Below are 24,932 nucleotides of genomic sequence, written 5' to 3' on the forward strand. Positions count from 1 at the left end.
ACAGAACAGCCACAGCGCTAAGCATAAGCTAATCCTTTTCATAGTAGCCCCCTTGTTGGCTAGCCTTGGTCTTTTCTTGGCTATCAAGTACTTCGATACTGACACGGCGGTTAGTTAAATGAGTTGCGGCAGACTCTCCTTGATATAGTGGTAGGTCACTACCAACAGATAAAGTATTAATACGATCCGGCGCAAGGCCAAAGATGGTTAAGTAGCGTTTGACTTGCTGGGCTCTGCCCATCGCCAACTCAATATTACTTTGTGGATCACCGCTTGAATCGGCGTGTCCGGTGACGGATAGAGTGAGCGTTGGATTTTGTTCTAGGACATTGGCCGCACGTGCCAAATGTCCCATGTATTTAGGGTTTACTTCTGTTGAGTTTAAAGCAAATTGATTGTCGATATTCAACAAGTCATAGAGCCTTTCTATCACGGCTAATCGTTGTTGGAAGGCATTTTCGTCAACAGGAGCCACGCATCGTGATTGCGAAGTCACGTAATCAAGCTGTAACTCAAGTTCATTGAGCCTGTTGCGTTGAATGACTAGATCATTGGCCGCATCAAGCAAAAGACCACCCTCAAGCTCACGTGCAATACGATTTTGTTTTTCTAACGCTTGGACTACGGCTGCGGGGAAGCACCATCGCGCGCCCTCACGAATGAGCGAGTCGAGATGAAGCTTAGCCAATTGCCAATCAAATCTTAAACCATGCTCAGGGCCAAGAGGTTCATCGGGCATGATAGGAGTAAAACTTGATTGAATATAGGATTCAGCTAAGCCACCACGTCCTTGCTCAGGATAACTAGAGCATCCGCTAATCACGGTGATCAAGACTATCTGAGCAAAGAGTAATAGAGTTAATTTCATGCCAACGTCCTTTATTAATATTATTATTTTTAAAAAGTTTGCGAGTTAACCGGAATCGCTTGATTAATACGAAGGAGGTTCATAATCTCAAGTGGTTGACCTGACGCGTTCTCAATACGCATGCTCCGCTGACGTTCAACCAAACGTTTATATAAATAAACGATAGCACCCACACCAGAAGAATCGAGGAATTGGACCTGACTAAAGTCAATTTCAATATCTTGCACAGACTCTTGTGCGATCAGCTCATCGATATGAGGCTGAGCAAATCGACTGCCATCCGCATCTAAATTGCCATTAATGAATAAAGTGATGTTAGTGTCGCTTGCTTGTACTTTACGTAGTTCCATGAGATTGCTCCTTTTGCTGTTCTATAGCAGAGAGCATGGAATGTGCCAAAATTATAGTTATTACAATTCAATGGCTTAGTTAATGCCCTTGTTGTTTTCTCAATTTGACACATTCGCTTTCTCAAATTGAAACAAGAATTCTGGTGATCTTGACGCATTACGCGAGCGCAACGGGCATGCAATGAAATCGGCTTGTAAGATGATGATGAAAGACATCAAGTTAAACGAGGTTTTACGACTGTTTGACTAGAGAATACAACACTGTCATGAATAACTAGGGGTATTATTGGCTTATTGGGACAACAAGCGATGCAAATGCGCCTGACTTGTATTGCGCTGGCGATCACGGCCTTCAGCGCGCAGTCAAACACTGAAAATATTTATCCGTTGCAGAAGATCAACGTCACTCTTGCCAACGAATACTCGGCGGCGGCGGTACTTTCTCACTATTGGGTGAGTGAAAAACTTGATGGTATCAGGGCAATTTGGGATGGAAGCATCCTAAAAACTCGCGGAGGTAAAGAGATTTATGCACCTAGTTGGTTTACCGCAGCCTTACCTAGTTTCCCTGTAGAAGGGGAATTGTGGGCAGGAAGGGGTAAATTTACTCAAGTTCATACTACGGTATTGGACCACAACCCGAGTGAGGCCGCGTGGCAAACGATACGCTTAATGTTATTTGATTTACCCAATAGCATTGGCAGTTATCAACAACGTTATGCAAAACTGAGTCAATTCATTGAGAACAATTCAAATCCGCACATTGATGTCATAGAGCAAAATGCCATTACTACGGAGTCTGAGTTATTGGCAAAACTTGCTTCAGTAACGGCAGAGGGAGGAGAAGGGTTAATGCTGCGCCACATTGAGAATGCGTATCAAGGTGGACGTAGTGATGATCTTTTGAAGTTAAAGCAATATCAAGATGCAGAAGCGATCGTGGTGGGCTACAAGACAGGAACAGGCAAGTACAAAAATCAAGTCGGCTCATTGTTAGTTAAGATCGCATCTGGACTCGAATTTTATATCGGCAGTGGGCTTTCTGATGCACAAAGGCAATCACCACCGCCACTTGGCTCTTCCATCACATTTCGCTATAACGGTCTAACGAGCAACGGGATTCCAAGATTTGCCCGTTACATTCGTCAACGTAATAGCATTGAAAATTAAAAAAAGGCCAGACAACTGGCCTTTTTCTTATTTACTGGCTAAAGCGAGTTGTTGATCATCGCTTTGGGTATGCAGCCATTTCAAACGCAAACCCAATAGTAAAGCGGCTGAGGATAAACCAATAATAAATCCAATCCAAAAACCATGCGCACCCATAGGTTCGACGATCCAGTCTGTCATGGCTAATACATAGCCAAGCGGTAAGCCTAAAACCCAATAAGCGACAAAGGTACGGTTAAAGATAGCAGCCATGTCTTTATAACCGCGCAGAGCACCAGCAGCGACAACTTGAATCGCGTCGGTCACTTGATATACCGCAGCAAGAACGAGCAGTTGCATTGCCAGTTCGATAACCGCGCGGTTGTCAGTATAAAGCAGTGATACTTGTTCGCGGAATAACAAGGTCAATAGTGCCGTGAAAAGAGACAAGCCGACCGCAACAAAGAGACCAACACGTGAGGCAACCGTTGCACCATGCACATTTGACTCACCCAATCGATGACCAACCCGAATGCTGGTCGCTGCGCCAATACTCATTGGCAGCATAAACACCATAGTTGAGAAATTGATCGCCACTTGGTGTGATGCAACAACCAGTGGACCTAATGGAGCCACTAACAGGGCAACAACCGCAAACAGAGTAACTTCGAAAAACAGCGCTGCTGCCACAGGAAAGCCGAGCTTGAACAGACGGATTTGCGCTTTCAATTCTGGCTTATATAGCTGTTGAAATACGTTCACTTTTTCTAAGCGTGGAGAGGTCAATACATAGAACAATAGCAGGGCGAACATAATCCAATAAACAATCGCGGTTGCAACGCCACAACCGACACCGCCTAGCTCGGGCGCGCCAAACTTACCATAGACAAACATCCAGTTAAGAGGAATGTTGAGGAGCAGACCGATAAAGCCAATGATCATGGCTGGCTTGGTCAATGACATACCGTCGGTAAGGCTTCGTAGAGTTTGGAATAGCAAAAATGCTGGAACCGCATAGATTACCGCATCCATATAACCGATGGTCTTAGCGCCCATTAGAGCCTCTACATCCATTAGGTTAAGAATATTCTCTGTTTGCATTAAAACCAGACAAGTTGGCACAGAAAGAAACAGTGCCATCGCAATACCTTGCTGAATTTCAAACGGGACTTTTTGTTGTCTACCCGCACCATTGAGCTGTGCCACCACAGGGACCAAAGCCATTAGCATGCCAATCCCAAACAAAATCGTAGGCAACCAAATACTGGATGCAATAGAGACAGCGGCCATATCAGTAGCACTGACGCCACCGGCCATCACAGTATCGACAAAACTCATACCAGTTTGAGCCACTGACGCAATTAATACTGGAGTGGCGAGTTTTATCAGTTGATTTGCTTCGTGTTTATAATGTTGCAAGTAGATAACTCCAGCTACAAGGGAAACTAAAGCGCTTTGAACGAGCGGTTAGTAAGAAGAAAGATGTTGTGTCGGATAATAAAGAAATGTCACACTAAACACCATTAAAAACTGATGGAAAAAAGAGAATGTTCACTGGCATAGTGCAAGGTATGGCTGAAGTGGTCGCCATCGATAAAAAAGAGAAATTTCAAACGCATACACTTTATATAAGTGATGAAATGAAACAAGGCCTAATGATTGGCGCTTCAGTCGCTCACAACGGGTGTTGCTTAACCGTGACACAGATTAATGGTAATCACGTCGACTTTGATTTGATGCAAGCGACCCTCGAACTGACTAACCTTGGCGGTATTAACGTCGGTGATAACATCAATATCGAGCGCGCCGCCAAGTTTGGTGATGAAATTGGTGGTCATTCGATGTCGGGTCATATTTCGCTGATGGGTGAGATTACACAAATCATCGATACACCCAATAACCGCACAATTTGGTTTGAGATACCGCAACAAATGATCAAATACGTGTTAGTCAAAGGCTATATTGGCTTGGATGGTTGTTCGTTAACGATTGGTGAGGTTAAAGACAATCAGTTTTGTGTCCATCTTATTCCTGAAACCTTAACCCGGACATTGTTCAAAGAGCGCAAAGTCGGTGATAAGGTCAACGTTGAGTTCGATCCGCAAACCCAAGCGATTGTGGATACGGTTGAGCGCGTTTTAGAGAGCCGCGCTCACGAATCGACCTTCAAGATTGATTAAAATATCTGTTCGTCATCAGCATCGATAACTAATTCGATGGTATCTCTTTGTTCGTCAACACTCATACTCAAGTGAATGGCATGACAGCAAGCTGGGCAGTCATCATAAAAGTTTTGGCTGCCATTGGATGCATCTAGTGTGATGCCAATTGAATGGCCACAGTGAGGGCATGACACCATTTTCTCTGTGTAGTTTTTCATAATTCTGTCCTCTACATCTTTACCAATTACGTCAAGTCCAATAACTAGATTGGCTTGTCATAATAATAGTAAGGCTAAAAGTTTGTGTTAGACATGAATTAAGTATAAACCTTGATTAAGGTAAGGAAATGGCGACTTACCTTAATCAAGCGTCACCTTTACGATTAAAATCAGTTGACACGTTCAATGTAACAAAATGTAAATCACTGTTAGCTAAGGAAATATTTAACATTAAAAGCAAAGTATTCGCTTAATCATTTGGTCGGCTTTCTCTAAGTAATGTCCACCAAACTGATTGTAATGATTGAGCAAATGATAGAGATTATAGATGTCTTTGCGCTCAGCGTAGGTAATATCGAGTGGAAAAACGCTTTCATAACCTTGATAAAACTCGGGCTGAAATCCTTCAAATAGCTCTGTCATGGCTAGATCGCATTCTCGGTCCCCCCAGTAACAAGCTGGATCATAGCAAATCGGGCCAACGACAGAGTTAGCGACATTACCGTGCCATAAATCACCATGCAACAGAGATGGTTTGGGCTGGTGGCTAGCTAACTTTTCATGGATCAATTGGGTAAATTCATTGATATCGACAAGATTGATGCCTTTTTCCCGCATTAATTGTAATTGCCAACCAATTCGTTGCTCGGCGAAGAAACGAGACCACTTTTTGTCCCACTTATTCGGTTGGAGTGTCGACCCAATGTAGTTGTCTTGATCAAAGCCATACTCTTTCTGTTCACTCCACATATGTAAACGGGCCAGTTGTTGACCAAATGCGTAGCTATTTTTATTATCGTCCAGTGGCTTAGTGGGTAAGAAATTGAGGATAATAAAAGCGTGTTGTTTAGACGTGCCCGTCATAATCAGTTCAGGAACAAACACCGTGTTACTTTCACGTAGAATACGGATGTTCTCTGCTTCGATTTCAAATTTGTTGATAAAGTCACGCTGGTTTACTTTAACGAAATAGCGCTGTTGACCATCCGAGATCATATAGCAATCGCTAATATCACCACCGTTGACTTTCTCTTTTTCGTTGATCTGGAAAGTGAACAGCAGAGTGTCAGAGAGCTGTTTTGCAATAGCTTGCCACATAATTCATTCCATCATTGGATTACAATATTGTTAGTTTAGATGATCGTAGAGCAAGATAATGGCTACTAGTGCAAAAAATTCAATCGTTTAACTGAAACAAAACGTTATACATTTAAAGTGTGACTTGGGTCGCTGGTTATTGGCCAAAATGCTCTATTATTCGAATCAGATTGATAAATTTTTGCCAATTTCAAACTTTTGATTGGAAGTTGTGTTAGCTTTTGTAAGTGGAAGTTGACTCAAATTGTCGAATAAATCAGCAACCATAACTGGTTAGGTTGTGTAACGTCCTTGATATGTCTTAGTATTAAAGGTGTAACTCTACGTATGTATTGAATGGAGATAAACTGTGGTTGTTGAAACCGATGGTTACCTAGCTCTTATTGAGCACTTAGCTTTTAACTTAGATGTATTTGCTCGTGAAGATAGTGATACAGGGACAGAGAGCGTTGAAGATGTTGTGACAGACATGGTTGCGAGTAACATCATGGCCATTTTTGAGCAAAATCCAGAACTTCATTCAAGTGTTCGTTTTCAATTATTAAAAGAAGCGGATTCAGTAGTAGAAGATCTTGGTGAAGTGCTTGCTGGGGTTTGGGGTAAACCTGCTACCAATGAGCAGATACTGTTTTTGGATGAATATATTGCGCTCGTAAAAAACTTATTCGACTCTGCCGTCGCGACATACGATTAGTTGATATACGACCAGCCTTAGTGGGGTTCAAACGAGAAACTGACTCGCCTAATGTGCCAGTATTTAGACGCCCAGTAAGGGTTGTCTAACCTAGAAATAATGACCCCCTTAGAGGTTGACGCGTGCATAAATTGCTTATTACCAATATACACGCCAACATGACGCACTTTGGGCGAGGTTTTAAAAAAGACCAAGTCGCCTACGCTTGCCTGTTGATATGAGATCTCGCGTCCGATCTTGACTTGTTCTAGGGTTGTTCTTGGTATTTGATAACCCATTGCCTGTTGATAGGCTGTTTGCACAAACGCCGAACAATCCACGCCATTGAGTGAGCTGCCACCCAATCGGTATGGAACACCCTGCCAAACGTTATATATCTCCATCAATGAGCGCTTCAATTGCTTCTCTTCACTAGATAAGGGCATTACGTGTTGCTGAGTGAACTCAAAATTCGGTTGAGAACTACATCCGATTAATGCTGAACATAACAGCAAAGCTTTGAACTGACTCGCACAAGATAACCACTGACTCATTAATCCCTTCCATGAAATCTAAACGTAATAAACGCCTCATACCATGCCTGCAGTGAATCTAAGCTGTAGGAAAACCATTTCGTATGAACACGCTGAATAAAGGCCGATTTAAACTGTCATTGATTCAAACCATCAGTACAGTATTTATTACTATTACCTTACTGGTTGTTCTACTCTCTGCGACCAGTATTAAGGGTCTAGAGCGTATCGGTCAACAATTTTCCGATTTGTCACAACGCGCACTGCCTCTTGCCATGACCAACGCTAGTCTGACACAAACTATATTAGAGCAAGTCAAACAGTTAAGTTATGCAACGCAAACTCGCGGAAAACCAGCACTTAATGTGATATCGACTCAGATCGAACGTTTAAAACAAGATACAGACTCATTGATCCAACAAGTGCGTTTGATTGCCAGTGATTACGATACGGCGATCGATAACCAACAAATAGACACCTTGTTTACCCGGATCACTGAGCTTAATCAATTCAGTGCGACTGTGATGAAAACACAAGGCGATTTGCTGCAACGCCAAGCCGATATCAATCAGGAGTTGGATGGGTTTCGATATGGCCTAGGTTCTATCGGTCCAGAAATGAGCCGAATTAGCTCGTTTTTAAGTGGGGACAACCCAGAATCAGCGGATGCGGCCAACCGTTTTATCGCTAATGTTAGTTCGATGGAAAGCGCTTTTGTTGAACTAATGATGCAGACCGATTTAACCAAGGCACAGCAAGAATACCGTGAAATGAAAAATCGTTTGGCAGGCGTGAGTTTGGCCTACGATGATTTTAAGCAATGGCACCCTGACGTGGTTGATTTTGCAAGCTTAACGGCGGGTTATCAAATGGTTGAAGAGGGCTTTAAGCCTTTGGGAATCGTTGATCAAATTCTTAATAAGCTTGAATTGGCCAACCAACAGATGAATGAAGTTGAACAGGTCACGATGCTTGCCAGCCAAACCATCGAACAATTAAACCACATCTCTTATCAAGCACAATCTCTGATTAATGCCAGTCAACATGTGGTGGGCTCAACCATGGATTTGGTCAAGTCGATTTTATTGGTCAGTGGCGCTGTGCTGGTGTTTGCGGTTGTATTGACTTGGTTGTTACTGCGTCGTTGGATTCATCGAGGCTTAGTGAATATTTTGTCCAACCTTAATCACATGACGCAACACGATTTGACGGCGACAGTCGAATTGATTGGCCCATTAGAGATGAAAGAGGTCGCCGTAAAACTCAATCAAGTGATCGCGTCGACGAAAGAATCGATCAGTACAGTCACGAGAAACTGCGAAACGTTATATCAAACGGCTGAAATCAGCCATGGTGCTGCTGAGCAATCTAACCAAAGTCTTACCGAGCAAAACGAATCTTTGGCGAGCATGGTGACCACAGTCAATCAACTCGAAGCATCGATAAAAGAGATTGCATTAATCACTAACGAATCTTATCAAGAGTCGACTACTGCCAGCGAACACTCTGCTAGCGGAGTATTGGCGATTGAAGAAAATCAGACCCGCTTACGTAGGCTAGAGGAAACATTGAACGCCAACGAAGGTTCGATGGTAGAGCTTGATAAGCGTGTCAAACAAATTCGTGAGATGGTTGACTTAATTTCAGGCATCGCAGAGAGCACCAATTTATTGGCTTTGAACGCGGCAATTGAAGCGGCGCGGGCAGGTGAGCAAGGACGTGGCTTTGCCGTTGTGGCCGATGAAGTACGAAAACTCGCCAGCGATACCTCGAGTCAAACCATGAGTATACGTGAGCGGATGAATCAATTGGTTGCTGCCGCTGAGCGCTCAAGAATGGCCGTTGATGAGTCACGTCAAGAGATGGCCAATGCGCTCGATTCAAGTGAGTTAGTCAAATCAACATTTGTCGATATTGAAACGGCGGTAATGCATATTCGCAATCGAGTCGAGCAAATTTCTGTTGCAACCGAACAACAACAAAGTGCCACAGCGTATGTCAGTGAGTCGATAACACGGGTATCGGATCAAGGTACTCAAACTAAGCTGCAGCTCGAATCGATGGTTGAAAGTTCTGAACAGGTCGCGGATATTGCTGGTCACCAACAGGCAATGCTACATAAGTACGTAGTCTCATAAACAAACACCGCTTCAGTATCCAAACGCTTCGAGAATCTAACTAGCGATTGCGAAATGGTTGCGACAACATGTTATCCAACCGCTGTTCCTTAGCACTTTGAAAGAGTGGAATACCAATTTTAACCCGTTGGTGGCCAAGCTTAGGTTGGGCACGATAGGTATGAAATAAACGGTCCCAAACCGACAGGAAAAAGCCAAAATTAGAATGGGTTTCTTGTGTGATAACAGAATGGTGAACACGATGCATATCTGGGGTGACGATGATTTTTCGCAGTAATTTATCCAGCTTTAGCGGTAGGTAGCCATTACTATGATTGAACATAGCACTCACATTCAATACGATTTCGAAGACAATAATGGCCAGTGGCGAAATACCTAGCATTAACGTACAGGCGATTTTAATCCACATCGACAAGAGAATTTCTAGTGGGTGAAAGCGAGTACCAGTCGTGACGTCAATATCTTGATCGGCGTGGTGCATTCGATGTAGACGCCATAGCCAAGGGACACGATGAAAAACTAAGTGCTGGAGATATATAACAAAATCTAAGATGATGACGGCTGCGAAAATCTCTACAATAGCGGGCAGTTGCCATTGATTAAATAACCCTAGCTCGTGTTGCTCTGCATAATGGGCCATCCCGAACGCGACAATCGGCATGAGCAAGCTTAAACAGAGCGAGTTGAAGCCAATCAATCCTAAATTATTGAGCCAACGATAAGTTTTATTTTGCGTTAACACTTTGCGCGGCATTTTCCATTCCCACACCGCACATAAAACTAATGTGGTGATAAAAAAGCTCAAACGAATCAGTTCGGCATCTTGCATTATAATGTCCTTGCAACGTGAGTAACGCTAAGTAAACTGGCAGACCCTAACATTATTACGATCTGTTATGAGAATCCACGCCTTTCATCACCTCTATCAGCAGCGACTAGAGCGTTCAACCAAGCCTTTTAACGCCAGAGGCAGCAAAATCGAACGTTGCCAATATTGCCAAGTCGCACAACAACACTGCCTGTGTCCACACCAACCCAATATCGATAGTAAGTTGGCAGTCATGTTGCTGTTATCCGAAAATGAGGTGTTCAAACCAAGTAATACTGGGCGACTCATCTTAGATACTGTCCATCAAGGCTACGCGTTTCAATGGAGTAGGACAGACCCTGATCAAGCGATGCTTGAGCTATTGGCGAACCCTAACTATCAACCGTTGGTGATCTTTCCCAAAGAGTACGTCGATGATGATACCCGATTGGTGGGGGAAAATGTGATAACACGATGCCAAGGCAAAATCCCCTTATTGATCTTTATTGATGGCAGTTGGCGCGAAGCGAGGCGTATTTTTAGAAAATCGCCTTATCTCGACCGTTTGCCGGTGGTGTCTATTGAACCTCAAGCGGTTTCTCGCTACTTGATGCGTCGTTCTGACAACGAACAACACTTAGCCACCGCTGAAGTGGCGACACTGGTTTTTGAGCAGTTGGGAGAGACGCATTTATCACAAACTTTAGCAATGTGGTTTGACGTGTTCAAAGAGAGTTATATGCACAGTAAAAGTCGTGCGAAGTCTGATGATGGCAGGCCAATACTGCAACGCTTTATTGAGCGAAAAAGAAACGAGAAATCGCTCTAATTATTGGCTTTTGGTTGCACACACACTGTCCAATCAGGCTCACCCCACGGCTAAATCAGTGATATGTCACAGTTTGTAGGCGTAGCTATATGGATAATAGCTCGATTATTTGAATTTTATTTTTGTTTTTCTGGGAGAGATTGAGATGTACTACGGTTTTGACGTTGGCGGTACCAAGATTGAGTTTGGTGCGTTTAACGATAAATTAGAACGAGTTGCAACTGAGCGCGTTCCAACGCCAACCGACGATTACGCGCTATTGGTTGATACCATTGCAGGCTTAGTAAGTAAGTACGATCAACAGTTTGATTGTGAAGGGAAAATTGGTCTTGGTTTGCCAGGTATGGAAGATGCTGACGATGCGACTGTCCTGACGGTTAACGTGCCCGCAGCAAAAGGTAAGCCATTACGTGCAGACCTTGAAGCCAAAATTGGCCGCAGCGTAAAAATCGAAAATGACGCTAACTGTTTTGCCTTATCTGAAGCTTGGGATGATGAACTTAAAGATGAACCCTCAGTGATGGGCTTGATCCTTGGTACTGGCTTTGGTGGCGGATTGGTTTATAACGGCGCAGTATTTTCTGGTCGTAACCACGTTGCCGGTGAATTGGGTCATATGCGTTTACCACTCGATGCTTGGTTCCATTTAGGCGAGAATGCGCCGTTATTAGGTTGTGGCTGTGGCAAACAAGGCTGTTTGGATAGCTACTTATCTGGTCGTGGTTTCGAACTTATTTACAACCATTACTTTGCCGAAGACAAGAAAGCAATCGACATCATTAAATCTTATGAAGCGGGTGAACCGCAAGCATGCGAACATGTTGAGCGCTTTATGGAGTTACTGGCTATCTGTTTTGGCAACATCTTTACCGCAAATGACCCACACGTTGTTGCGCTTGGTGGTGGTTTATCAAACTTTGAACTTATCTATCAAGAGATGCCAAAACGCGTGCCGAAGTATTTGTTATCGGTAGCAAAATGTCCAAAGATCATTAAAGCTAAACACGGTGACTCTGGCGGTGTCCGTGGGGCAGCCTTCTTAAATATTAAGAAGTGAAAGTAATAAATTGACGACTAACGGGAGCACATTGCTCCCGTTAGTGTTTTACTGAGTAGTGCTACCCAAATCGATGATGATATCTTCAATCCGTTTTGGCTTGCTAATAAAATAGCCTTGGATGTAACGACAGTTTAGTCGGCGTAGTATTTCTAGTTGTTGCGCCGTTTCAATACCTTCAGCGATCACCGTTAAACCAAGTTGTTTAGCGAGCAAGTTAAGTGATTGAATGAGCACAACGTTATCTTGGTTATGTTCAATGTCGACAATAAAAGATCGGTCTATCTTTAAAATATCGATGGTGTTTTTCATCAGGTTTGAAAAGGATGCGTACCCCGTACCAAAGTCATCGAGCGCCACTTGAACGCCTTGCAGCCTTAAAAATTTGAGTAACTCTTGAACGTGAGGCTTGCCGTCTAATGGAATGGATTCCGTCACTTCAATCACAATATCACCATCATTGAGACCATGGTGCCGAATGATCTCAATAATAGAGCAATGGGTAAGGCTCTCTTGGCTTAACTCATCGATAGAACGATTGACACTGATCGAGATTTGGTCGAACCCGAGCTGTTTGAGCTGTACTAAGTCATGGCAAGCTCTCTCTAACACCAATTGACCTAGCTGGAAGATGTAACCAAACTCTTCAGCAATGGGGATAAACTCATGTGGAGGGATCGACTCATTACCATCATTCCAGCGAGCCAACGCTTCCAGTTTAACCACGGAGTCAGTCTCAAGGTCGTAAATCGCTTGATAAGCTACATCGATATTTTTCTCTTGGATCGCCTTTTTCAAACGGATACTCAAGTCATGTCGACGGGTAACTTGTTGTTCTAATTGATGTGAGTAAGCGATGGTTGCGGTTGTGGTTGCCTTTTTAGCATGAGTCAAAGCGTAATACGCTTGTTTGATCGGATGCGTATCGATATTCGAAAGGTGCGCAGAGTAGCCGATATTGACCATCAATTCGATGGCGTGATTATCAATGCTAAAGGGTGACTCAATGACGTGTTTTAATCGGTCGATCAACTGAGGCAGTAGGTGTTCAACTTGAGGGGCAATACTCAAAGCAAATTGATCAGCTCCGTAGCGACAGATGTTGACCGTGTCACTATTAAAGTTACTGTGGAGAAGCTGGCCAACATGAATCAGAAGTTTATTACCGAACGATTCACCATACATGTTGTTATATGAAGAGAAGCGTTTGATGTCGACGATTACGATCGTTCGTTCATGGTCGTGTTCAAGTTGGTTGATAAACTTGTCGCGTTTCATTAATCCAGTGAAATCACATTGATTTTTGTAGCGTGATAACTCATTTTCAATCGATTTTTGCAGACTGATATCTTCAAAAATTCCAATGTAGTTTTGCACTTCACCTAAATAATTGCGTAAGACAAACACCGATAACTGCTCTGGATAAACCGCGCCACTTTTGGTCTGGTTCCAAACTTCACCTTTCCACAGATCATCTTTTTGAATGCTCGACCACATCGAATAATAAAATTCAGCAGGATGAAGGTTTGAGCTTAATACACCAGGCGTTTTGCCCTCAAGCTCTTGTGCCGAATAACCGGTAATGGACTCAACGCGAGTATTGCACTTAATGATACGGTTGTACTTGTCGGTAATTAATACCCCATTAGGAGATAGGTCAATGACTTTTTGCGCCAAACTGAACTCTGCTTCTAGCTCAGAAATGTCAGTAACATTTTTTATATTGCCAACAATCTCAGTTAAGGTCCCATCGAGTGCATAATTACGCGAGTAACTAATTTCTAACTGCAATCCACTTGAACTCATTTCCTTGAAAACAGTTACGGGCATGACTGGCTTTTTGCTCAGTAATTGGGCTTTGAAGTGCTCAAAATCATTAAGTCTTTGGAAAATATAGTGGCTGAAAAATGAATCAAAACAGAACTGGCACGGATGATCAGCGGTCAGCAAGTGGATAAGGTTATGCGAACAGGTTAAATGATCGTTCACTACATCCCAAGTCCAGGAGCCACTATTGGTCAGCTGTTCAGAACGATCAAATAGGTTTAATAAATGATCTTTTTGGTGGCCTAATCTTTGCTGAAGGATAGTTTTGCCAATCAGATAGCCCAGAGTTTCTAACCAATCTTTGTCAAATGACATATTTGGTAGGTCAGTGTTATACATTAAAGCAATAACACCAACGACTTTGTGAGTGCGTGATTGAATTGGGATGCCAAGATAACTCTGCGCATCAATGACTTGCAATATTTCATCTTGAGGAAACTGCTGTTGAATCTGGGACTCGTAGATACAGATATCGACGCTATCTAGCACCTCTTCACATGGTGTTCCGCCAAGAGAATAACGGATATTGTCGGCAAGTTTTCCTTGTACAAGATAACAACGGGTTTGCGCTGTGCGATGCTCTAAGTTGTATTCTGCGATCAAACAGTGATCGGGTTTGTAACGCAGAAAAACTTCATGTAGGCAACGTTGGTACAGTTCCATATCATCTTTCGAATCAATGATTTTTTTGATCAGCGATTCCATTGAAAATCGGTCATCCTTGGCTTGGTGAAATAATCATCAAAATAAGGAACGATAGTCACACAATTGACTATCGAAGTATATTGTACGTTTGACGATTTGTGACCAGAGATATGAAAAAATGTTAATGAAGAAGTGAATAGATATCCATTAATATTCACTAATCATTCTTCTTGCCCACTCCGCGATTTTCTTTCTGTTTAAGCGTTATTTTGCTAAAGCCGAGCTTTCTAAAATGGTTATCGCGATAGTTGCGCACTGCTTTGGTATCAGAGATGGCTTCTATTTGCTGTTCCATTTTCAAATACCCTGAAATATCAATGCCTTCAGCTTCAGCTACCGCTTCATGTATAGAGTGATGTTGTTGATAAGAAAAGGTAAGCGTTTTTTCTTCATCTTTGTAGGTATAGAGAATGGTGCGAGACATAAAAAAGCATCCTAGATATTAATAAAACAGACCAGTGACACACTGGTCTAACATTTAGTAGGCTAGATTCTGCCTTGAAGTGGGATGATTGTCACGCTTTCTCCCGGCTTAACCGTATCGATAGCAGGGGAGATTTCAATCAAGCAGTTGGCTTCACTCATTGATCGTAATATTCCCGAACCTTGTTTACCTGTGGTGCGTACTGTTAATTGACCCAATGGATTGATTTGATAAATACCACGGCTAAACTCTGTGCGTCCTTGACGAGAACGAAGAGACTCTTCAGCAATAGCGTTGACTTTGAGTGGTTGCCAGTTTATTTCGCCTTGCATTTTACGCAGTGCAGGTTCGACAAAGTTAATAAATGAAACCATGACCGCTACTGGATTGCCGGGTAAACCGAAAAAAGGTTTCTTGTTGATATGACCAAAGGCGAGGGGACGGCCTGGCCTCATGTTGATACGCCAGAAGTCAATGTGACCAAGTTGTTCTAAAGCCAATTTAATGTAGTCGGCATCGCCAACAGAAACACCACCAGACGTAATCACCACATCGGCGTCATGAGAGGCCTTTTCAAGCGCAGACATAATCGCTGGTTGATTATCTTCAAGAATGCCCAGATCTAAGACCTCGCAACCAAGCTGTTGCAGCAGCGCCATAATGGTAAAACGGTTGGAGTCATAGATTGAGTTTGCTTGCTGTTCACTCCCTGGAGCTTGCACTTCGTCACCAGTTGAAAATACCGCAACCTTTAACGGCTTGAATACCGAGCAATGAGCAAATCCTAATGAAGCCAACATGCCTGCTTCAGCTGAAGTGACACGTTGCCCTTGCTTGAATACATGGCTACCGATCTCAAGGTCTTCACCCGCTTGACGAACGTTTTGCTGTGGTTTAATTAATGCGTTAAATGTGACGCTGTCACCTTTACTTTGAGCTTGCTCGCGCATGACAACAGTATCGGCATTGATAGGCATTGGAGCGCCAGTCATAATCTTCACCGCTTGCCCTTCGAGTAGCGGTTTATCGTAGGCATGCCCAGCAAAGACCTCAGCGATAACCTGATAAGATTCACGGCCTATATCTGTACTGCGAATGGCATAACCGTCCATGGCCGAGTTGGTGTACTGAGGAACATTGACGGGTGAAATAACGTCAGTCGATAAAACACGTCCATATGCATTTTCAATTGCACAGTTGTCTTTAGCTTGGACGGGCTCAATCAAGGCAAGGATTTTTTGCAGCCCTTGTTCCACCGACAAAAAGGCCGGAGATAATACATCACAACATGTCGCACTCATTTTGTTGTGTTCAGAAGAATGATTCGCGACATAATTGATAATGAACTGACTGATTGTCTCAAGATCGTTAATGTCCATCTGAGGCAAATCAGAATCGGTCACTTCGCTGTCAGCCGCAATAGCGATAATATTATCGTCATAGGGATACAGCCAAGGTTTATCGAGTGCTTGGCGATGAAGTTCAAGTTTAGGAAAGGCGACATTCTTGCACCCTTCAACCAAAATAATATCAAGGCAATCACAATCAAATCGGCTCAGCAGATAGTCAAAACTTGACTCTTGCTGCGGGGTTTCTGTCATCAAAGCAAAGCGGTTGCGTGATGAAATTAACATCTGGGTTGCTCCCGCCTTGCGCAGGCGATAGCTGTCTTTGCCCGGTTTATCGACATCGAAGTTGTGGTGAGCATGCTTAAGGATACCAATGCGCAAACCCGCATCGGTCAATTTCGGCAGTAACGCCTCGAGTAATGTTGTTTTACCAGTACCCGAATAGGCAGCGAAACCTAACAAAGGGATAGGGAATGGGTAAGTCATAAGTTCAGCGTTCCAAATTGAGAGAGTTCTTCAGGTGTATTCAAATTAACAAAGCAGTCAGCAGAGTCACTAAAGTCAACATAGTGAGTATTGCACTCTTTGTAGAGCAATATAATCTTACGATCGCCACGCTCAAGAAATGCGGTTAACTTAGGTAATACACGTTTGTGATAAAGGGTAAAGACAGGTTGTTGATGTTCACCGTCGTGAGCAACCAAAATATCACTCTCTGGTGTCACGGCTGCACAAAAACGAGCAACTAAATCGTGATTAATTTGCGGACTATCGCACGGAACGAATCCAACCCAGTCAGTCGGCGCATTAAGTAGGCCAGCATGTATACCACCCATCGGCCCTGGGTATTGTTTAAACTCATCGCCAAACACTTGACCAAATTGAGCGTACTCTGCTTGATTACGGTTAGCGTTGATTAAAATCTGTGATGTTTGTGGGGTAAGACGATCAATGACGTGTTGGATTAACGGTTTATTGTCTAACAGGATTAGACCTTTATCATTGCCACCCATGCGGCTAGCTTGACCACCAGCCAAAATAACCCAACTAGTTTGCGTTGGAAGAAGCATAACTATTCTTTATCTCTTTATCGGTGATGACTTGCAGCAGCGGTGCCTCTATTAAAGTGGTTTCTTTGATCCACCATTGTTTCCGGCACAGGCCAGTCAATGCATTTTTCTGATGACTCGTAATCACTAAACTTGATCCACGGTTTAATAGATCTTGCGCCATTACGACTAAGCGATCAATTGATTCTTGATCAAGTGAAGCACTCGGTTCATCCATCAATAAAATAGAAGGCTTTAAAATCCAGGCTCGCGCCATGGCCACGCGCTGTTTCTCTCCTCCTGATAAAACCGAAATATGTTCATCAGCAAGGGTTTCTAAGCCTACCATACGCAGAGCAGTAATTACTTGAGCTCGCTTATCTTTTAACGGCTCTTTTTGATAGCGAATACCGTAAGCGATGTTTTCGTAAACAGTACCATCAAATAAATAGGGGGATTGGTGCAGATAAATGACTTGGTTGCGACCGCTGCGTGGGAAAACACGTTGTAGCCAACTATCGTTGGGTGCGTTGACTTTCCCAGTGGTGGGCTTAATAAGTCCAGATAGAATTTTAAGCAGCGTCGTTTTGCCCACACCATTGTCCCCTTTGAGGTAGATGGCGTCATTCGGGCCGATAGACAGCGTTGGGATATGGAACAGAACTCGATCCTTGAAACGCATCGACAGCTGTTGAGCAGTCATTTTTATCGTCATGTACTACGTCCTTAAATAGCCTTTTCCACGCATGCTAGTGAGAAAGAAATTCAGTACCAAGGCTAACGTGAGTAACACCATGCCTAAAGCGACACCTTGAGCAAAGGCGCCTTTGTGGCTTTCCATGGCAATGGCAGTAGGAATATTGCGCGTAATGCCCATGATGTTTCCGCCGACCATGGTCGAACAGCCCACTTCGGTAACAATACGCGAAAACGCCGCGATCGCGGCGGCCATCAACGGAAAACGCGTTTCCCAAATCATGGTAGCGATAATACGTGGCACGCTGGCACCTAGTGTCACGGCGGTTTCTACCGCACGACGGTCGCTAGATTGCAATGCCCCATGCATCATTGAAACCAAGACAGGAAAACCAATTAACATTTGGCCAACGATCATCGCTTTTTGAGTAAACAGCATTTGCCAATCGCCGAGTGGCCCTGATCGCGACAACAACATATAAAGCAACAAGCCAATTACCACGGTTGGAATCGCTTGTAGAGTGTTGATGAGAGACAACAAAACCCACTTACCTTTGAACTCAGTATAGGCGAGCAGAAATGAGAAAATAATAGCTGGAAACAACACTATCGAGATCGCAGACAAAGAGACACTAAAAGAGACCGCAACAATTCGCCAAAGCTCTTGATCAAAGCTGACTAATAAAGCGAGTGCATCAAGGGTTGTTTGCCACAAACTGATCTTCAATTACTGCTCATCAGCATTGGCAACAAACAGTTGGGTGCCGTTGAGTGAAAAGCTATTAATTAACTGCTGACCTTTAGGGTTGACCAACCAATCGCTGAATGCTTTTGCTCCTTGGTAGTTGATATCTGGATAGCGCTCAGGGTTAACCAAAATCACCTGATAGGGGTTAAATAAGCTCTTGTCACCTTGAAATAAGATTTTAAGGTCAAGTTTGTTGGTGTAAGCAAGCCAAGTGCCTCGATCTGTCATCGTGTAACCTTGCATTTCGTTGGCCATATTAAGTGTTGGGCCCATACCTTGGCCTACACTGCGATAGCCACCGAAATTGGGCTCTATTTGGGCTTGTTGCCAAATGGCTTTTTCTTTTTTATCTGTACCAGAATCATCACCACGAGAAACAAAGGTTGCATTGCTGGTCGCAATCGACTTAAACACCTCGGTAACGTTTGTTTGCTCAGTTACTTTAGCTGGATCGGCGTCTGGGCCAACAACAACAAAGTCGTTATACATTAGTTGACGAGGCAAAATGCCATAGCCTTGCACAACAAAGTTAGCCTCTGCTTTAGGTGCATGAGTCATAACGAGATCAACATCGCCATTCTCGCCCATCTTGAGCGCTTTGCCTGTTCCCGCTGCAATTACATTAACTTTGTAACCTGTGTCTTGTTCAAACCTTGGTAAAAGATAATCGAGCAATCCAGAATGGTAAGTACTGGTTGTCGTGGCTAAGCGCACGTGGGGCTTCTCATCCGCTGCTAGGGCAGAGTAACTGACAAGGGCGAGTGACGTTGTTGCAAATATAATCGTTGTTGCTTTCATATTATTATCATTCCATTTCTTCGCTTATAAAACCGCAGCCTATGCCACGGTTCACCGACATTTAGTCTTGATTTATAAGTTGGCACGCATATTAAGCAATCTTAATGCCAAAAATATGTGCATGGTTTCAAATGAAATATCAACAAGTTAAAGCATTAAACTATGACGAGGGACAAAATGTCCCACATTGATTAAGTCAGCGGATAAGAAACTTGGTACACTCTGACCCAACTCATCATCAATAGAAATAATCGTTATGCCTCCATCACTTGATCCTAATAAAGCGTCGCAATATCAAGCCTTTTCCGTTCTCGTCGTTGATGATGAAGTCGGAATGCAGACGATTTTAGACAAAGCACTGAGTAAGTGGTTCTCTAAAGTCGATTGTGTCGGCAGCATTGAAGAGGCGGAGGCACTGCGCATTGCCAATCATTACGATCTGATCGTGCTCGATATAAACTTACCCGGACGTTCAGGCATTGATTGGGAAGAAGCATTTAACGATCCTGATAAAAAGGCCGACGTTATTTTTATGACGGGTTATGCCGATTTAGAAACTGCCATCTGTGCCCTTAAGCTGGGTGCCTCTGATTTTATCCTGAAGCCATTCAATCTTGGACAAATGTTACAAGCTGTGCAGCGCTGCATGGATAAGCGCTTAGAGTTACGTCATCAGTACGCACTTCAACACGACTTTAACCGCCATATCACCACCGATATTGTTGGTGGCTCAGAAAAGACCAAGCAGTTAAAACAACTGATCACGCAATTCGCGCCATCACGTGCTTCGGTATTGATTGAAGGGGAATCTGGCACTGGCAAAGAGTTGGTCGCCCGTGGCGTGCATGAAGCGAGTATGCGCAGTGGGCCCTTTGTTCCAATTAACTGTGGGGCCATTGCCCCTGAACTGTTAGAAAGTGAACTTTTTGGCCATAATGCTGGTGCTTTTACTGGGGCAAAGAAGAGCCGTGAAGGCTTGTTTCGCGTTGCCAGTGGCGGCACCTTATTTCTCGACGAAATCGGTGAAATGCCACTTGCCATGCAATCAGCGCTGCTTCGCGTGTTAGAGCAGCGAACCATTCGCCCAGTTGGTTGCGAAAAAGAAGTCAGTGTTGATGTTCGAGTGGTGGCTGCAACCAACCGCAATCTTCAACAAGAAGTCAGTAATGGCAACTTCAGACAGGATTTGTTTTATCGACTCAATGTGCTCAAGATTGAAGTGGCGCCTCTTCGTGAGAGAAAGGCCGATCTGATAGAACTTGTGCCATTTTTTACCAAAATGCTTTCCTCAGAATTGGGTATGCCGGATCCACAATGGGCGCACGAAGATATTCTCGCGGTGAATGAATACGATTGGCCCGGCAATATTCGTGAGCTAAAAAATCTCATTGAGCGCTGTATCTTACTTGGCAAGCCCCCAGCGCATTACTGGCGAGACAATCATGGCGACACTTTTAAACCATCGGTTACGATGACAGTGTCAAATGGCGCCGAACTGATTGAATTGACATCAAATGGTCACCAACAGCAAGGTTATCCAAACGATTGGGATCTTAAAGAGGTTGAGAAAGCGCACATACAACAGTTGGTCGATTACCACAGCGGTAACAAGTCGGCGGCCGCGCGCGATCTTGGTGTGGCGCGTAAAACGTTAGAGCGAAAATTCAAAGAGTGGGAAAATGAAGAGTCAAGCTATGTCGATTAACGCGACTTTTTGGTCAAAATGGCGTTATCGCTTTAAAACCATGGTGCGTTATCGCTTGATGATTCTGACTTCGGCGCCGATTGTATTAACTCTGATTGCTTTAATCGGTATAACGATTTATTGGTCGATACATTACACGTGGCAAAGTGCACTGGTGGATGTTTCAGAGCGTCTAGGTGTGGCTGAAAACAGTATTGAACTGATCCAAGAAAAACAAGCTAATCATGTTCAAGCTTTTGCTCACTCCTATGAATTTGTTAAACGCTATCGTGACCCTGTCACTGAGCTCGGTGATTTACAACACTGGGTTTCTCAACAGCGTCATCACTATAAACTTGATTTTCTGCGCTTTCATCGTGTTGATAACATAGAGAGCAAATTTCGCTTTATGGATTTGACTCGGCGCGAATCGTTTTTTGATGTACTGACGACGCAAGAGTTAAGCGAATTGGGTGACGATTTAGTCAAGCGTGCGCAGACGCCAATCCTCAACAGCCATCAGGTTGAAGGGCGTGGTTTGGTGAGTCGAACGGTTATTCCCATTTACAACCAAACAAGTGACATCATTGGTTTTCTTGATGGTGGTTTACTGCTCAATAACAGCACCAATTTAGTCGACGCTATTCGCGACCTCATCTATCCGACAAAGCAAGACAGCCTAAGGCCTGTTGGGACGCTAACCGTTTTTCTTGATGACTTGCGCGTTAGCACCAATGTCCCACTCGACAGTGATGATCGATTGGGGCGCGCGATCGGCACTCGGGTATCCGATGAAGTAAGGCAAACGGTACTCGTTGATGGTCAAGAATGGGTTAACTTAGCCTTTGTTTATGACGCCTGGTATATCACCGCTTACAAACCACTGTATGACCAATACGACAATGTCATCGGCATGCTTTATACCGGTTATTTGATGTGGCCCTTTGTCACCACGTACATGACTAATTTGGCGGAAATATCCGTGACCACATTAGTGCTGCTGTTGTTATCAAGTTTGCTGGTTTATCGAGGCTCACGCGATCTGTTTATTCCGATTGAACATATACACCGCGTGGTCAAAATGATTCAACTCGACAAAGAGACCCGGATCGGTCACTTAGGGTTAGACGAGAATCATGAATTAGCCCAACTGGCCAAACAGTTCGATAATATGCTTGATCTGCTAGAACAACGTAAAAATGAGTTGGAGCGCGCGGCAGGTGAGCTCGAGAGTAAAGTCAATGACCGTACCATCAGCTTAAAAGAGAAAACCGAACAACTTGAGCTACACATTCAACTGCTTAACCAAACGCGAGACAAATTGGTTGTTAATGAAAAGCTTGCGGCACTGGGCGAGTTGACCGCAGGTATCGCGCACGAGATCAATAATCCAACCGCAGTGATCCTAGGAAATATTGAATTGATTCAGTTTGAACTGGGGGACGAGTCACAACGTGTCGCCGAGGAAATTGAGGCGATTCACGTTCAAATCGATCGTATCCGCAATATCACCCGCAGCTTATTGCAATACAGTCGCCATGGCGGTGTACAGGACGAAATTACTTGGCAGCATGTTAACCCCATCATTGAAGAGAGCATTACACTGGTCAAAACTGGCTCAAAGAAACGTGATGTGGTGTTTCATACTGAGTTACAGGCTCATCATTGTGTTGAGATCAACCGCCATCAGCTCTTGCAGATTTTGGTTAACTTACAGATCAATGGTATCCACGCCATGCAAGGCAAGGGCGAACTGACAATCACGAGTGAAGATTGGATTGATAATGGTGAAGTCCGTGGTGTGGTGATTCATGTCCAAGATCAGGGCTGCGGTATCAAACCCGAAAACCTAAACCGAGTGTTTTCCCCTTTCTTCACCACTAAGCGTGATGGAACTGGTTTAGGCCTGTCGGTATCGCAAAGTATTTTAAGCCAATCAGGTGGAGAACTCACGGTTGAATCAACGTTGGGGCAGGGTAGCCGCTTTTCGATATACCTGCCGGAACGGGCACATGTTGAATTGCTGGTGACAAATCTATAGGTCGAAATAAAAACAAAGCTTGAAGTTAATCGCAGTAATCAGTAGTGTGGCGCCGTTTTTGATATTAAATAGGTACTGACATTGATTTCCACCAACAACATCACACAACAATTTGGGGCTAAGCCACTATTTGAAAATATTTCAGTTAAGTTTGGTGAAGGTAACCGTTATGGCCTGATCGGCGCAAACGGCTGTGGTAAGTCAACCTTTATGAAGATTTTGAGCGGCGAGCTTGAACCTTCAGGTGGTAATGTCAGCTACGATCCCAATGAACGTGTCGCAAAACTGAACCAAGACCAGTTTGCCTATGAAGAATACACCGTTATTGATACCGTTATCATGGGCTACAAAGAGCTGTGGAAGGTAAAGCAAGAGCGTGACCGCATCTATTCACTACCAGAGATGAGTGAAGACGAAGGCATGCAGGTTGCGGATCTTGAAGTGCAATTTGCCGAGATGGACGGTTACATGGCAGACTCCAAAGCGGGTGAATTATTGCTCGCCGTGGGTATTCCTGAAGAGCAGCACTACGGTTTGATGAGTGAAGTGGCTCCAGGTTGGAAACTGCGTGTACTATTGGCACAGGTTCTGTTTGCTGACCCGCATATCATGCTACTCGACGAACCAACCAACAACTTGGACATGGATACCATTCGCTGGTTGGAAGATACGTTGAACCAACGTAACTGCACCATGATCATTATCTCGCACGACCGTCACTTCTTAAACTCTGTGTGTACTCACATGGCGGATTTGGACTACGGTGAATTACGTCTATACGCAGGAAACTACGACGAATACATGACGGCTGCGTATCAAGTTCGTCAACGTCTTCTGACCGATAACGCTAAGAAGAAAGCGCAAATTGCCGATTTGCAAACCTTCGTTGCTCGCTTCTCTGCTAACGCATCGAAAGCTAAACAAGCGACTTCTCGTGCTAAACAAATCGACAAAATTCAACTTGAAGAAGTCAAAGCGTCGAGCCGCCAAAACCCATTCATTCGTTTTGAGCAATCAAAAGAGCTATTCCGTAATGCGCTTGTGGTTGAAAACCTCAGCCAAGGTTTTGACGACGATCTGTTTAGTGACTTCAGCGCTATTTTTGAAGTCGGCGAACGTGTTGCGATTATCGGTGAGAACGGCGTGGGTAAAACAACCTTGCTTAACACTCTCGCTGGCAAACTTGAGCCTCGTCACGGCGAATACAAGTGGTCTGAAAACTCAAACATTGGTTATTACGCTCAAGACCATGCGCATGACTTTGAGCAAGACATGAACTTAATGGATTGGATGGGACAGTGGCGTCAAGCTGGCGATGATGAGCAAGTGCTGCGTAGTTTCTTAGGTCGTATGTTGTTCTCACAAGATGATATTAAGAAGTCAGTCAAAGTGCTGTCCGGTGGTGAGCAAGGTCGTATGTTGCTCGGTAAGATCATGATGCACAAACCTAACATGCTATTGATGGATGAACCGACCAACCACATGGATATGGAGTCTATCGAGTCACTCAACAATGCCCTTGAGCAGTATAAAGGCACTCTGTTCTTCGTTTCTCATGACCGTGTATTTGTTGACTCACTCGCAACACGAATCATGGAAATCAAAGACAACAAGATTACTGATTTTAAAGGCACTTATGCCGAGTTCTTAAAATCTCGCGGTGTAGAGCAGTAATTGATTCGATTGTGTTAGTAAAAAGCCCGCGAATGCGGGCTTTTTTGTACCTCA

The 24,932-nt window shown here is 43.9% G+C and carries 23 protein-coding genes; 9 read left to right on the forward strand and 14 right to left on the reverse strand.

What is annotated here, in order from left to right; all coding sequences use genetic code 11:
* Window positions 1–28: 28 nt before the first annotated feature.
* Both BS19_RS08675 and BS19_RS08680 read right to left on the reverse strand, forming a co-directional pair.
* Window positions 29–868 (reverse strand): OmpA family protein, encoded by an 840-nt coding sequence (locus BS19_RS08675; protein WP_038174677.1) that lies wholly within the window; start codon window positions 866–868, stop codon window positions 29–31.
* 29 nt (window positions 869–897) lie between these two features.
* Window positions 898–1,218 carry an STAS domain-containing protein gene (locus tag BS19_RS08680; RefSeq protein WP_038174678.1) on the reverse strand — a complete coding sequence of 107 codons (321 nt, stop codon included), beginning with the start codon at window positions 1,216–1,218 and terminating at the stop codon, window positions 898–900.
* Window positions 1,219–1,527: 309 nt separating this feature from the next.
* On the opposite strand from BS19_RS08680, the gene BS19_RS08685 reads away from it, so the two are divergent.
* Window positions 1,528–2,388, forward strand: coding sequence for a DNA ligase (locus BS19_RS08685; RefSeq protein WP_038174679.1), 861 nt, complete (start codon window positions 1,528–1,530; stop codon window positions 2,386–2,388).
* A gap of 27 nt (window positions 2,389–2,415) precedes the next feature.
* On the opposite strand, the gene BS19_RS08690 is transcribed toward BS19_RS08685, so the two are convergent.
* Window positions 2,416–3,786: an MATE family efflux transporter gene (locus tag BS19_RS08690; RefSeq protein WP_038174682.1), complete on the reverse strand. Its 1,371-nt coding sequence runs from the start codon at window positions 3,784–3,786 to the stop codon at window positions 2,416–2,418.
* 128 nt (window positions 3,787–3,914) lie between these two features.
* Here BS19_RS08690 and BS19_RS08695 point away from each other — a divergent pair, with 128 nt between their 5' ends.
* Window positions 3,915–4,547 (forward strand): riboflavin synthase, encoded by a 633-nt coding sequence (locus BS19_RS08695; RefSeq protein ID WP_038174684.1) that lies wholly within the window; start codon window positions 3,915–3,917, stop codon window positions 4,545–4,547.
* On the opposite strand, the gene BS19_RS08700 is transcribed toward BS19_RS08695, so the two are convergent.
* Window positions 4,544–4,747 carry a CPXCG motif-containing cysteine-rich protein gene (locus tag BS19_RS08700; RefSeq protein WP_038174685.1) on the reverse strand — a complete coding sequence of 68 codons (204 nt, stop codon included), beginning with the start codon at window positions 4,745–4,747 and terminating at the stop codon, window positions 4,544–4,546. The two genes, BS19_RS08695 and BS19_RS08700, sit on opposite strands and share 4 nt — an antisense overlap.
* A gap of 231 nt (window positions 4,748–4,978) precedes the next feature.
* Window positions 4,979–5,845 carry a fructosamine kinase family protein gene (locus tag BS19_RS08705; RefSeq protein ID WP_038174687.1) on the reverse strand — a complete coding sequence of 289 codons (867 nt, stop codon included), beginning with the start codon at window positions 5,843–5,845 and terminating at the stop codon, window positions 4,979–4,981.
* Window positions 5,846–6,194: 349 nt separating this feature from the next.
* Between BS19_RS08705 and BS19_RS08710 the strand changes: the two genes are divergently transcribed.
* Complete coding sequence (locus BS19_RS08710) at window positions 6,195–6,539, forward strand: DUF3802 family protein (protein WP_038174688.1); 345 nt, start codon at window positions 6,195–6,197, stop codon at window positions 6,537–6,539.
* Between the two features lie 17 nt (window positions 6,540–6,556).
* Here BS19_RS08710 and BS19_RS08715 read toward each other — a convergent pair whose 3' ends face one another.
* Window positions 6,557–7,072 (reverse strand): NlpC/P60 family protein, encoded by a 516-nt coding sequence (locus BS19_RS08715; protein ID WP_038174690.1) that lies wholly within the window; start codon window positions 7,070–7,072, stop codon window positions 6,557–6,559.
* A gap of 83 nt (window positions 7,073–7,155) precedes the next feature.
* Here BS19_RS08715 and BS19_RS08720 point away from each other — a divergent pair, with 83 nt between their 5' ends.
* Complete coding sequence (locus BS19_RS08720; protein ID WP_038174691.1) at window positions 7,156–9,189, forward strand: methyl-accepting chemotaxis protein; 2,034 nt, start codon at window positions 7,156–7,158, stop codon at window positions 9,187–9,189.
* 40 nt (window positions 9,190–9,229) lie between these two features.
* Here BS19_RS08720 and BS19_RS08725 read toward each other — a convergent pair whose 3' ends face one another.
* A complete protein-coding gene (locus BS19_RS08725; protein ID WP_211252995.1) occupies window positions 9,230–10,021 on the reverse strand; it encodes a sterol desaturase family protein in 792 nt (263 codons plus the stop codon).
* Between the two features lie 64 nt (window positions 10,022–10,085).
* Here BS19_RS08725 and BS19_RS08730 point away from each other — a divergent pair, with 64 nt between their 5' ends.
* The gene (locus BS19_RS08730) at window positions 10,086–10,826 is read left to right on the forward strand and encodes a tRNA-uridine aminocarboxypropyltransferase (protein ID WP_038174695.1); all 741 of its coding nucleotides are present in this window, start codon (window positions 10,086–10,088) and stop codon (window positions 10,824–10,826) included.
* A gap of 145 nt (window positions 10,827–10,971) precedes the next feature.
* Window positions 10,972–11,883 carry an N-acetylglucosamine kinase gene (gene nagK, locus BS19_RS08735; RefSeq protein WP_038174696.1) on the forward strand — a complete coding sequence of 304 codons (912 nt, stop codon included), beginning with the start codon at window positions 10,972–10,974 and terminating at the stop codon, window positions 11,881–11,883.
* A 48-nt stretch (window positions 11,884–11,931) separates the two neighbouring features.
* Here the strand turns inward: nagK and BS19_RS08740 are convergent, their stop codons facing one another.
* From BS19_RS08740 to BS19_RS08770, 7 genes are all read right to left on the reverse strand, one after another.
* Complete coding sequence (locus tag BS19_RS08740) at window positions 11,932–14,415, reverse strand: putative bifunctional diguanylate cyclase/phosphodiesterase (RefSeq protein WP_038174698.1); 2,484 nt, start codon at window positions 14,413–14,415, stop codon at window positions 11,932–11,934.
* Between the two features lie 157 nt (window positions 14,416–14,572).
* Window positions 14,573–14,839 carry a DUF2960 domain-containing protein gene (locus BS19_RS08745; RefSeq protein ID WP_038174699.1) on the reverse strand — a complete coding sequence of 89 codons (267 nt, stop codon included), beginning with the start codon at window positions 14,837–14,839 and terminating at the stop codon, window positions 14,573–14,575.
* 62 nt (window positions 14,840–14,901) lie between these two features.
* Window positions 14,902–16,674: a bifunctional molybdopterin-guanine dinucleotide biosynthesis adaptor protein MobB/molybdopterin molybdotransferase MoeA gene (locus BS19_RS08750; RefSeq protein ID WP_038174700.1), complete on the reverse strand. Its 1,773-nt coding sequence runs from the start codon at window positions 16,672–16,674 to the stop codon at window positions 14,902–14,904.
* The gene (mobA, locus tag BS19_RS08755) at window positions 16,671–17,258 is read right to left on the reverse strand and encodes a molybdenum cofactor guanylyltransferase MobA (protein WP_038174701.1); all 588 of its coding nucleotides are present in this window, start codon (window positions 17,256–17,258) and stop codon (window positions 16,671–16,673) included. Before mobA ends, BS19_RS08750 begins: the two co-directional genes overlap by 4 nt.
* Window positions 17,236–17,952, reverse strand: a complete 717-nt coding sequence (locus BS19_RS08760; protein WP_038174702.1) for an energy-coupling factor ABC transporter ATP-binding protein — start codon at window positions 17,950–17,952, stop codon at window positions 17,236–17,238. The genes mobA and BS19_RS08760 overlap by 23 nt, the downstream gene beginning before the upstream one ends.
* A 3-nt stretch (window positions 17,953–17,955) precedes the next feature.
* On the reverse strand, window positions 17,956–18,654 hold the full coding sequence (locus BS19_RS08765) for an ABC transporter permease (protein WP_038174812.1): 699 nt from the start codon (window positions 18,652–18,654) through the stop codon (window positions 17,956–17,958).
* A gap of 6 nt (window positions 18,655–18,660) precedes the next feature.
* Entirely contained in the window at window positions 18,661–19,479 is an 819-nt protein-coding gene (locus BS19_RS08770; protein ID WP_038174704.1) for an ABC transporter substrate-binding protein, read from the reverse strand.
* Between the two features lie 256 nt (window positions 19,480–19,735).
* Between BS19_RS08770 and BS19_RS08775 the strand changes: the two genes are divergently transcribed.
* From BS19_RS08775 to BS19_RS08785, 3 genes are all read left to right on the forward strand, one after another.
* Window positions 19,736–21,184, forward strand: a complete 1,449-nt coding sequence (locus tag BS19_RS08775; RefSeq protein WP_038174706.1) for a sigma-54-dependent transcriptional regulator — start codon at window positions 19,736–19,738, stop codon at window positions 21,182–21,184.
* Entirely contained in the window at window positions 21,174–23,204 is a 2,031-nt protein-coding gene (locus BS19_RS08780; RefSeq protein ID WP_038174813.1) for a sensor histidine kinase, read from the forward strand. The genes BS19_RS08775 and BS19_RS08780 overlap by 11 nt, the downstream gene beginning before the upstream one ends.
* An 81-nt stretch (window positions 23,205–23,285) precedes the next feature.
* Window positions 23,286–24,878: an ABC-F family ATPase gene (locus tag BS19_RS08785; RefSeq protein WP_038174707.1), complete on the forward strand. Its 1,593-nt coding sequence runs from the start codon at window positions 23,286–23,288 to the stop codon at window positions 24,876–24,878.
* Window positions 24,879–24,932: the final 54 nt, after the last annotated feature.

It is taken from the genome of Vibrio pacinii DSM 19139, assembly GCF_000711795.1.
Classification (GTDB): Bacteria; Pseudomonadota; Gammaproteobacteria; order Enterobacterales; family Vibrionaceae; genus Vibrio; species Vibrio pacinii.

Bases quoted from the DNA above. Each gene is read 5' to 3' on its own strand.
- BS19_RS08675 (WP_038174677.1), bottom strand. From the start codon at position 868: ATGAAATTAACTCTATTACTCTTTGCTCAGATAGTCTTGATCACCGTG.
- BS19_RS08680 (WP_038174678.1), bottom strand. From the start codon at position 1,218: ATGGAACTACGTAAAGTACAAGCAAGCGACACTAACATCACTTTATTC.
- BS19_RS08685 (WP_038174679.1), top strand. From the start codon at position 1,528: ATGCAAATGCGCCTGACTTGTATTGCGCTGGCGATCACGGCCTTCAGC.
- BS19_RS08695 (WP_038174684.1), top strand. From the start codon at position 3,915: ATGTTCACTGGCATAGTGCAAGGTATGGCTGAAGTGGTCGCCATCGAT.
- BS19_RS08700 (WP_038174685.1), bottom strand. From the start codon at position 4,747: ATGAAAAACTACACAGAGAAAATGGTGTCATGCCCTCACTGTGGCCAT.
- BS19_RS08705 (WP_038174687.1), bottom strand. From the start codon at position 5,845: ATGTGGCAAGCTATTGCAAAACAGCTCTCTGACACTCTGCTGTTCACT.
- BS19_RS08715 (WP_038174690.1), bottom strand. From the start codon at position 7,072: ATGAGTCAGTGGTTATCTTGTGCGAGTCAGTTCAAAGCTTTGCTGTTA.
- BS19_RS08720 (WP_038174691.1), top strand. From the start codon at position 7,156: ATGAACACGCTGAATAAAGGCCGATTTAAACTGTCATTGATTCAAACC.
- BS19_RS08730 (WP_038174695.1), top strand. From the start codon at position 10,086: ATGAGAATCCACGCCTTTCATCACCTCTATCAGCAGCGACTAGAGCGT.
- nagK (WP_038174696.1), top strand. From the start codon at position 10,972: ATGTACTACGGTTTTGACGTTGGCGGTACCAAGATTGAGTTTGGTGCG.
- BS19_RS08740 (WP_038174698.1), bottom strand. From the start codon at position 14,415: ATGGAATCGCTGATCAAAAAAATCATTGATTCGAAAGATGATATGGAA.
- BS19_RS08745 (WP_038174699.1), bottom strand. From the start codon at position 14,839: ATGTCTCGCACCATTCTCTATACCTACAAAGATGAAGAAAAAACGCTT.
- BS19_RS08750 (WP_038174700.1), bottom strand. From the start codon at position 16,674: ATGACTTACCCATTCCCTATCCCTTTGTTAGGTTTCGCTGCCTATTCG.
- mobA (WP_038174701.1), bottom strand. From the start codon at position 17,258: ATGCTTCTTCCAACGCAAACTAGTTGGGTTATTTTGGCTGGTGGTCAA.
- BS19_RS08760 (WP_038174702.1), bottom strand. From the start codon at position 17,952: ATGACGATAAAAATGACTGCTCAACAGCTGTCGATGCGTTTCAAGGAT.
- BS19_RS08770 (WP_038174704.1), bottom strand. From the start codon at position 19,479: ATGAAAGCAACAACGATTATATTTGCAACAACGTCACTCGCCCTTGTC.
- BS19_RS08775 (WP_038174706.1), top strand. From the start codon at position 19,736: ATGCCTCCATCACTTGATCCTAATAAAGCGTCGCAATATCAAGCCTTT.
- BS19_RS08780 (WP_038174813.1), top strand. From the start codon at position 21,174: ATGTCGATTAACGCGACTTTTTGGTCAAAATGGCGTTATCGCTTTAAA.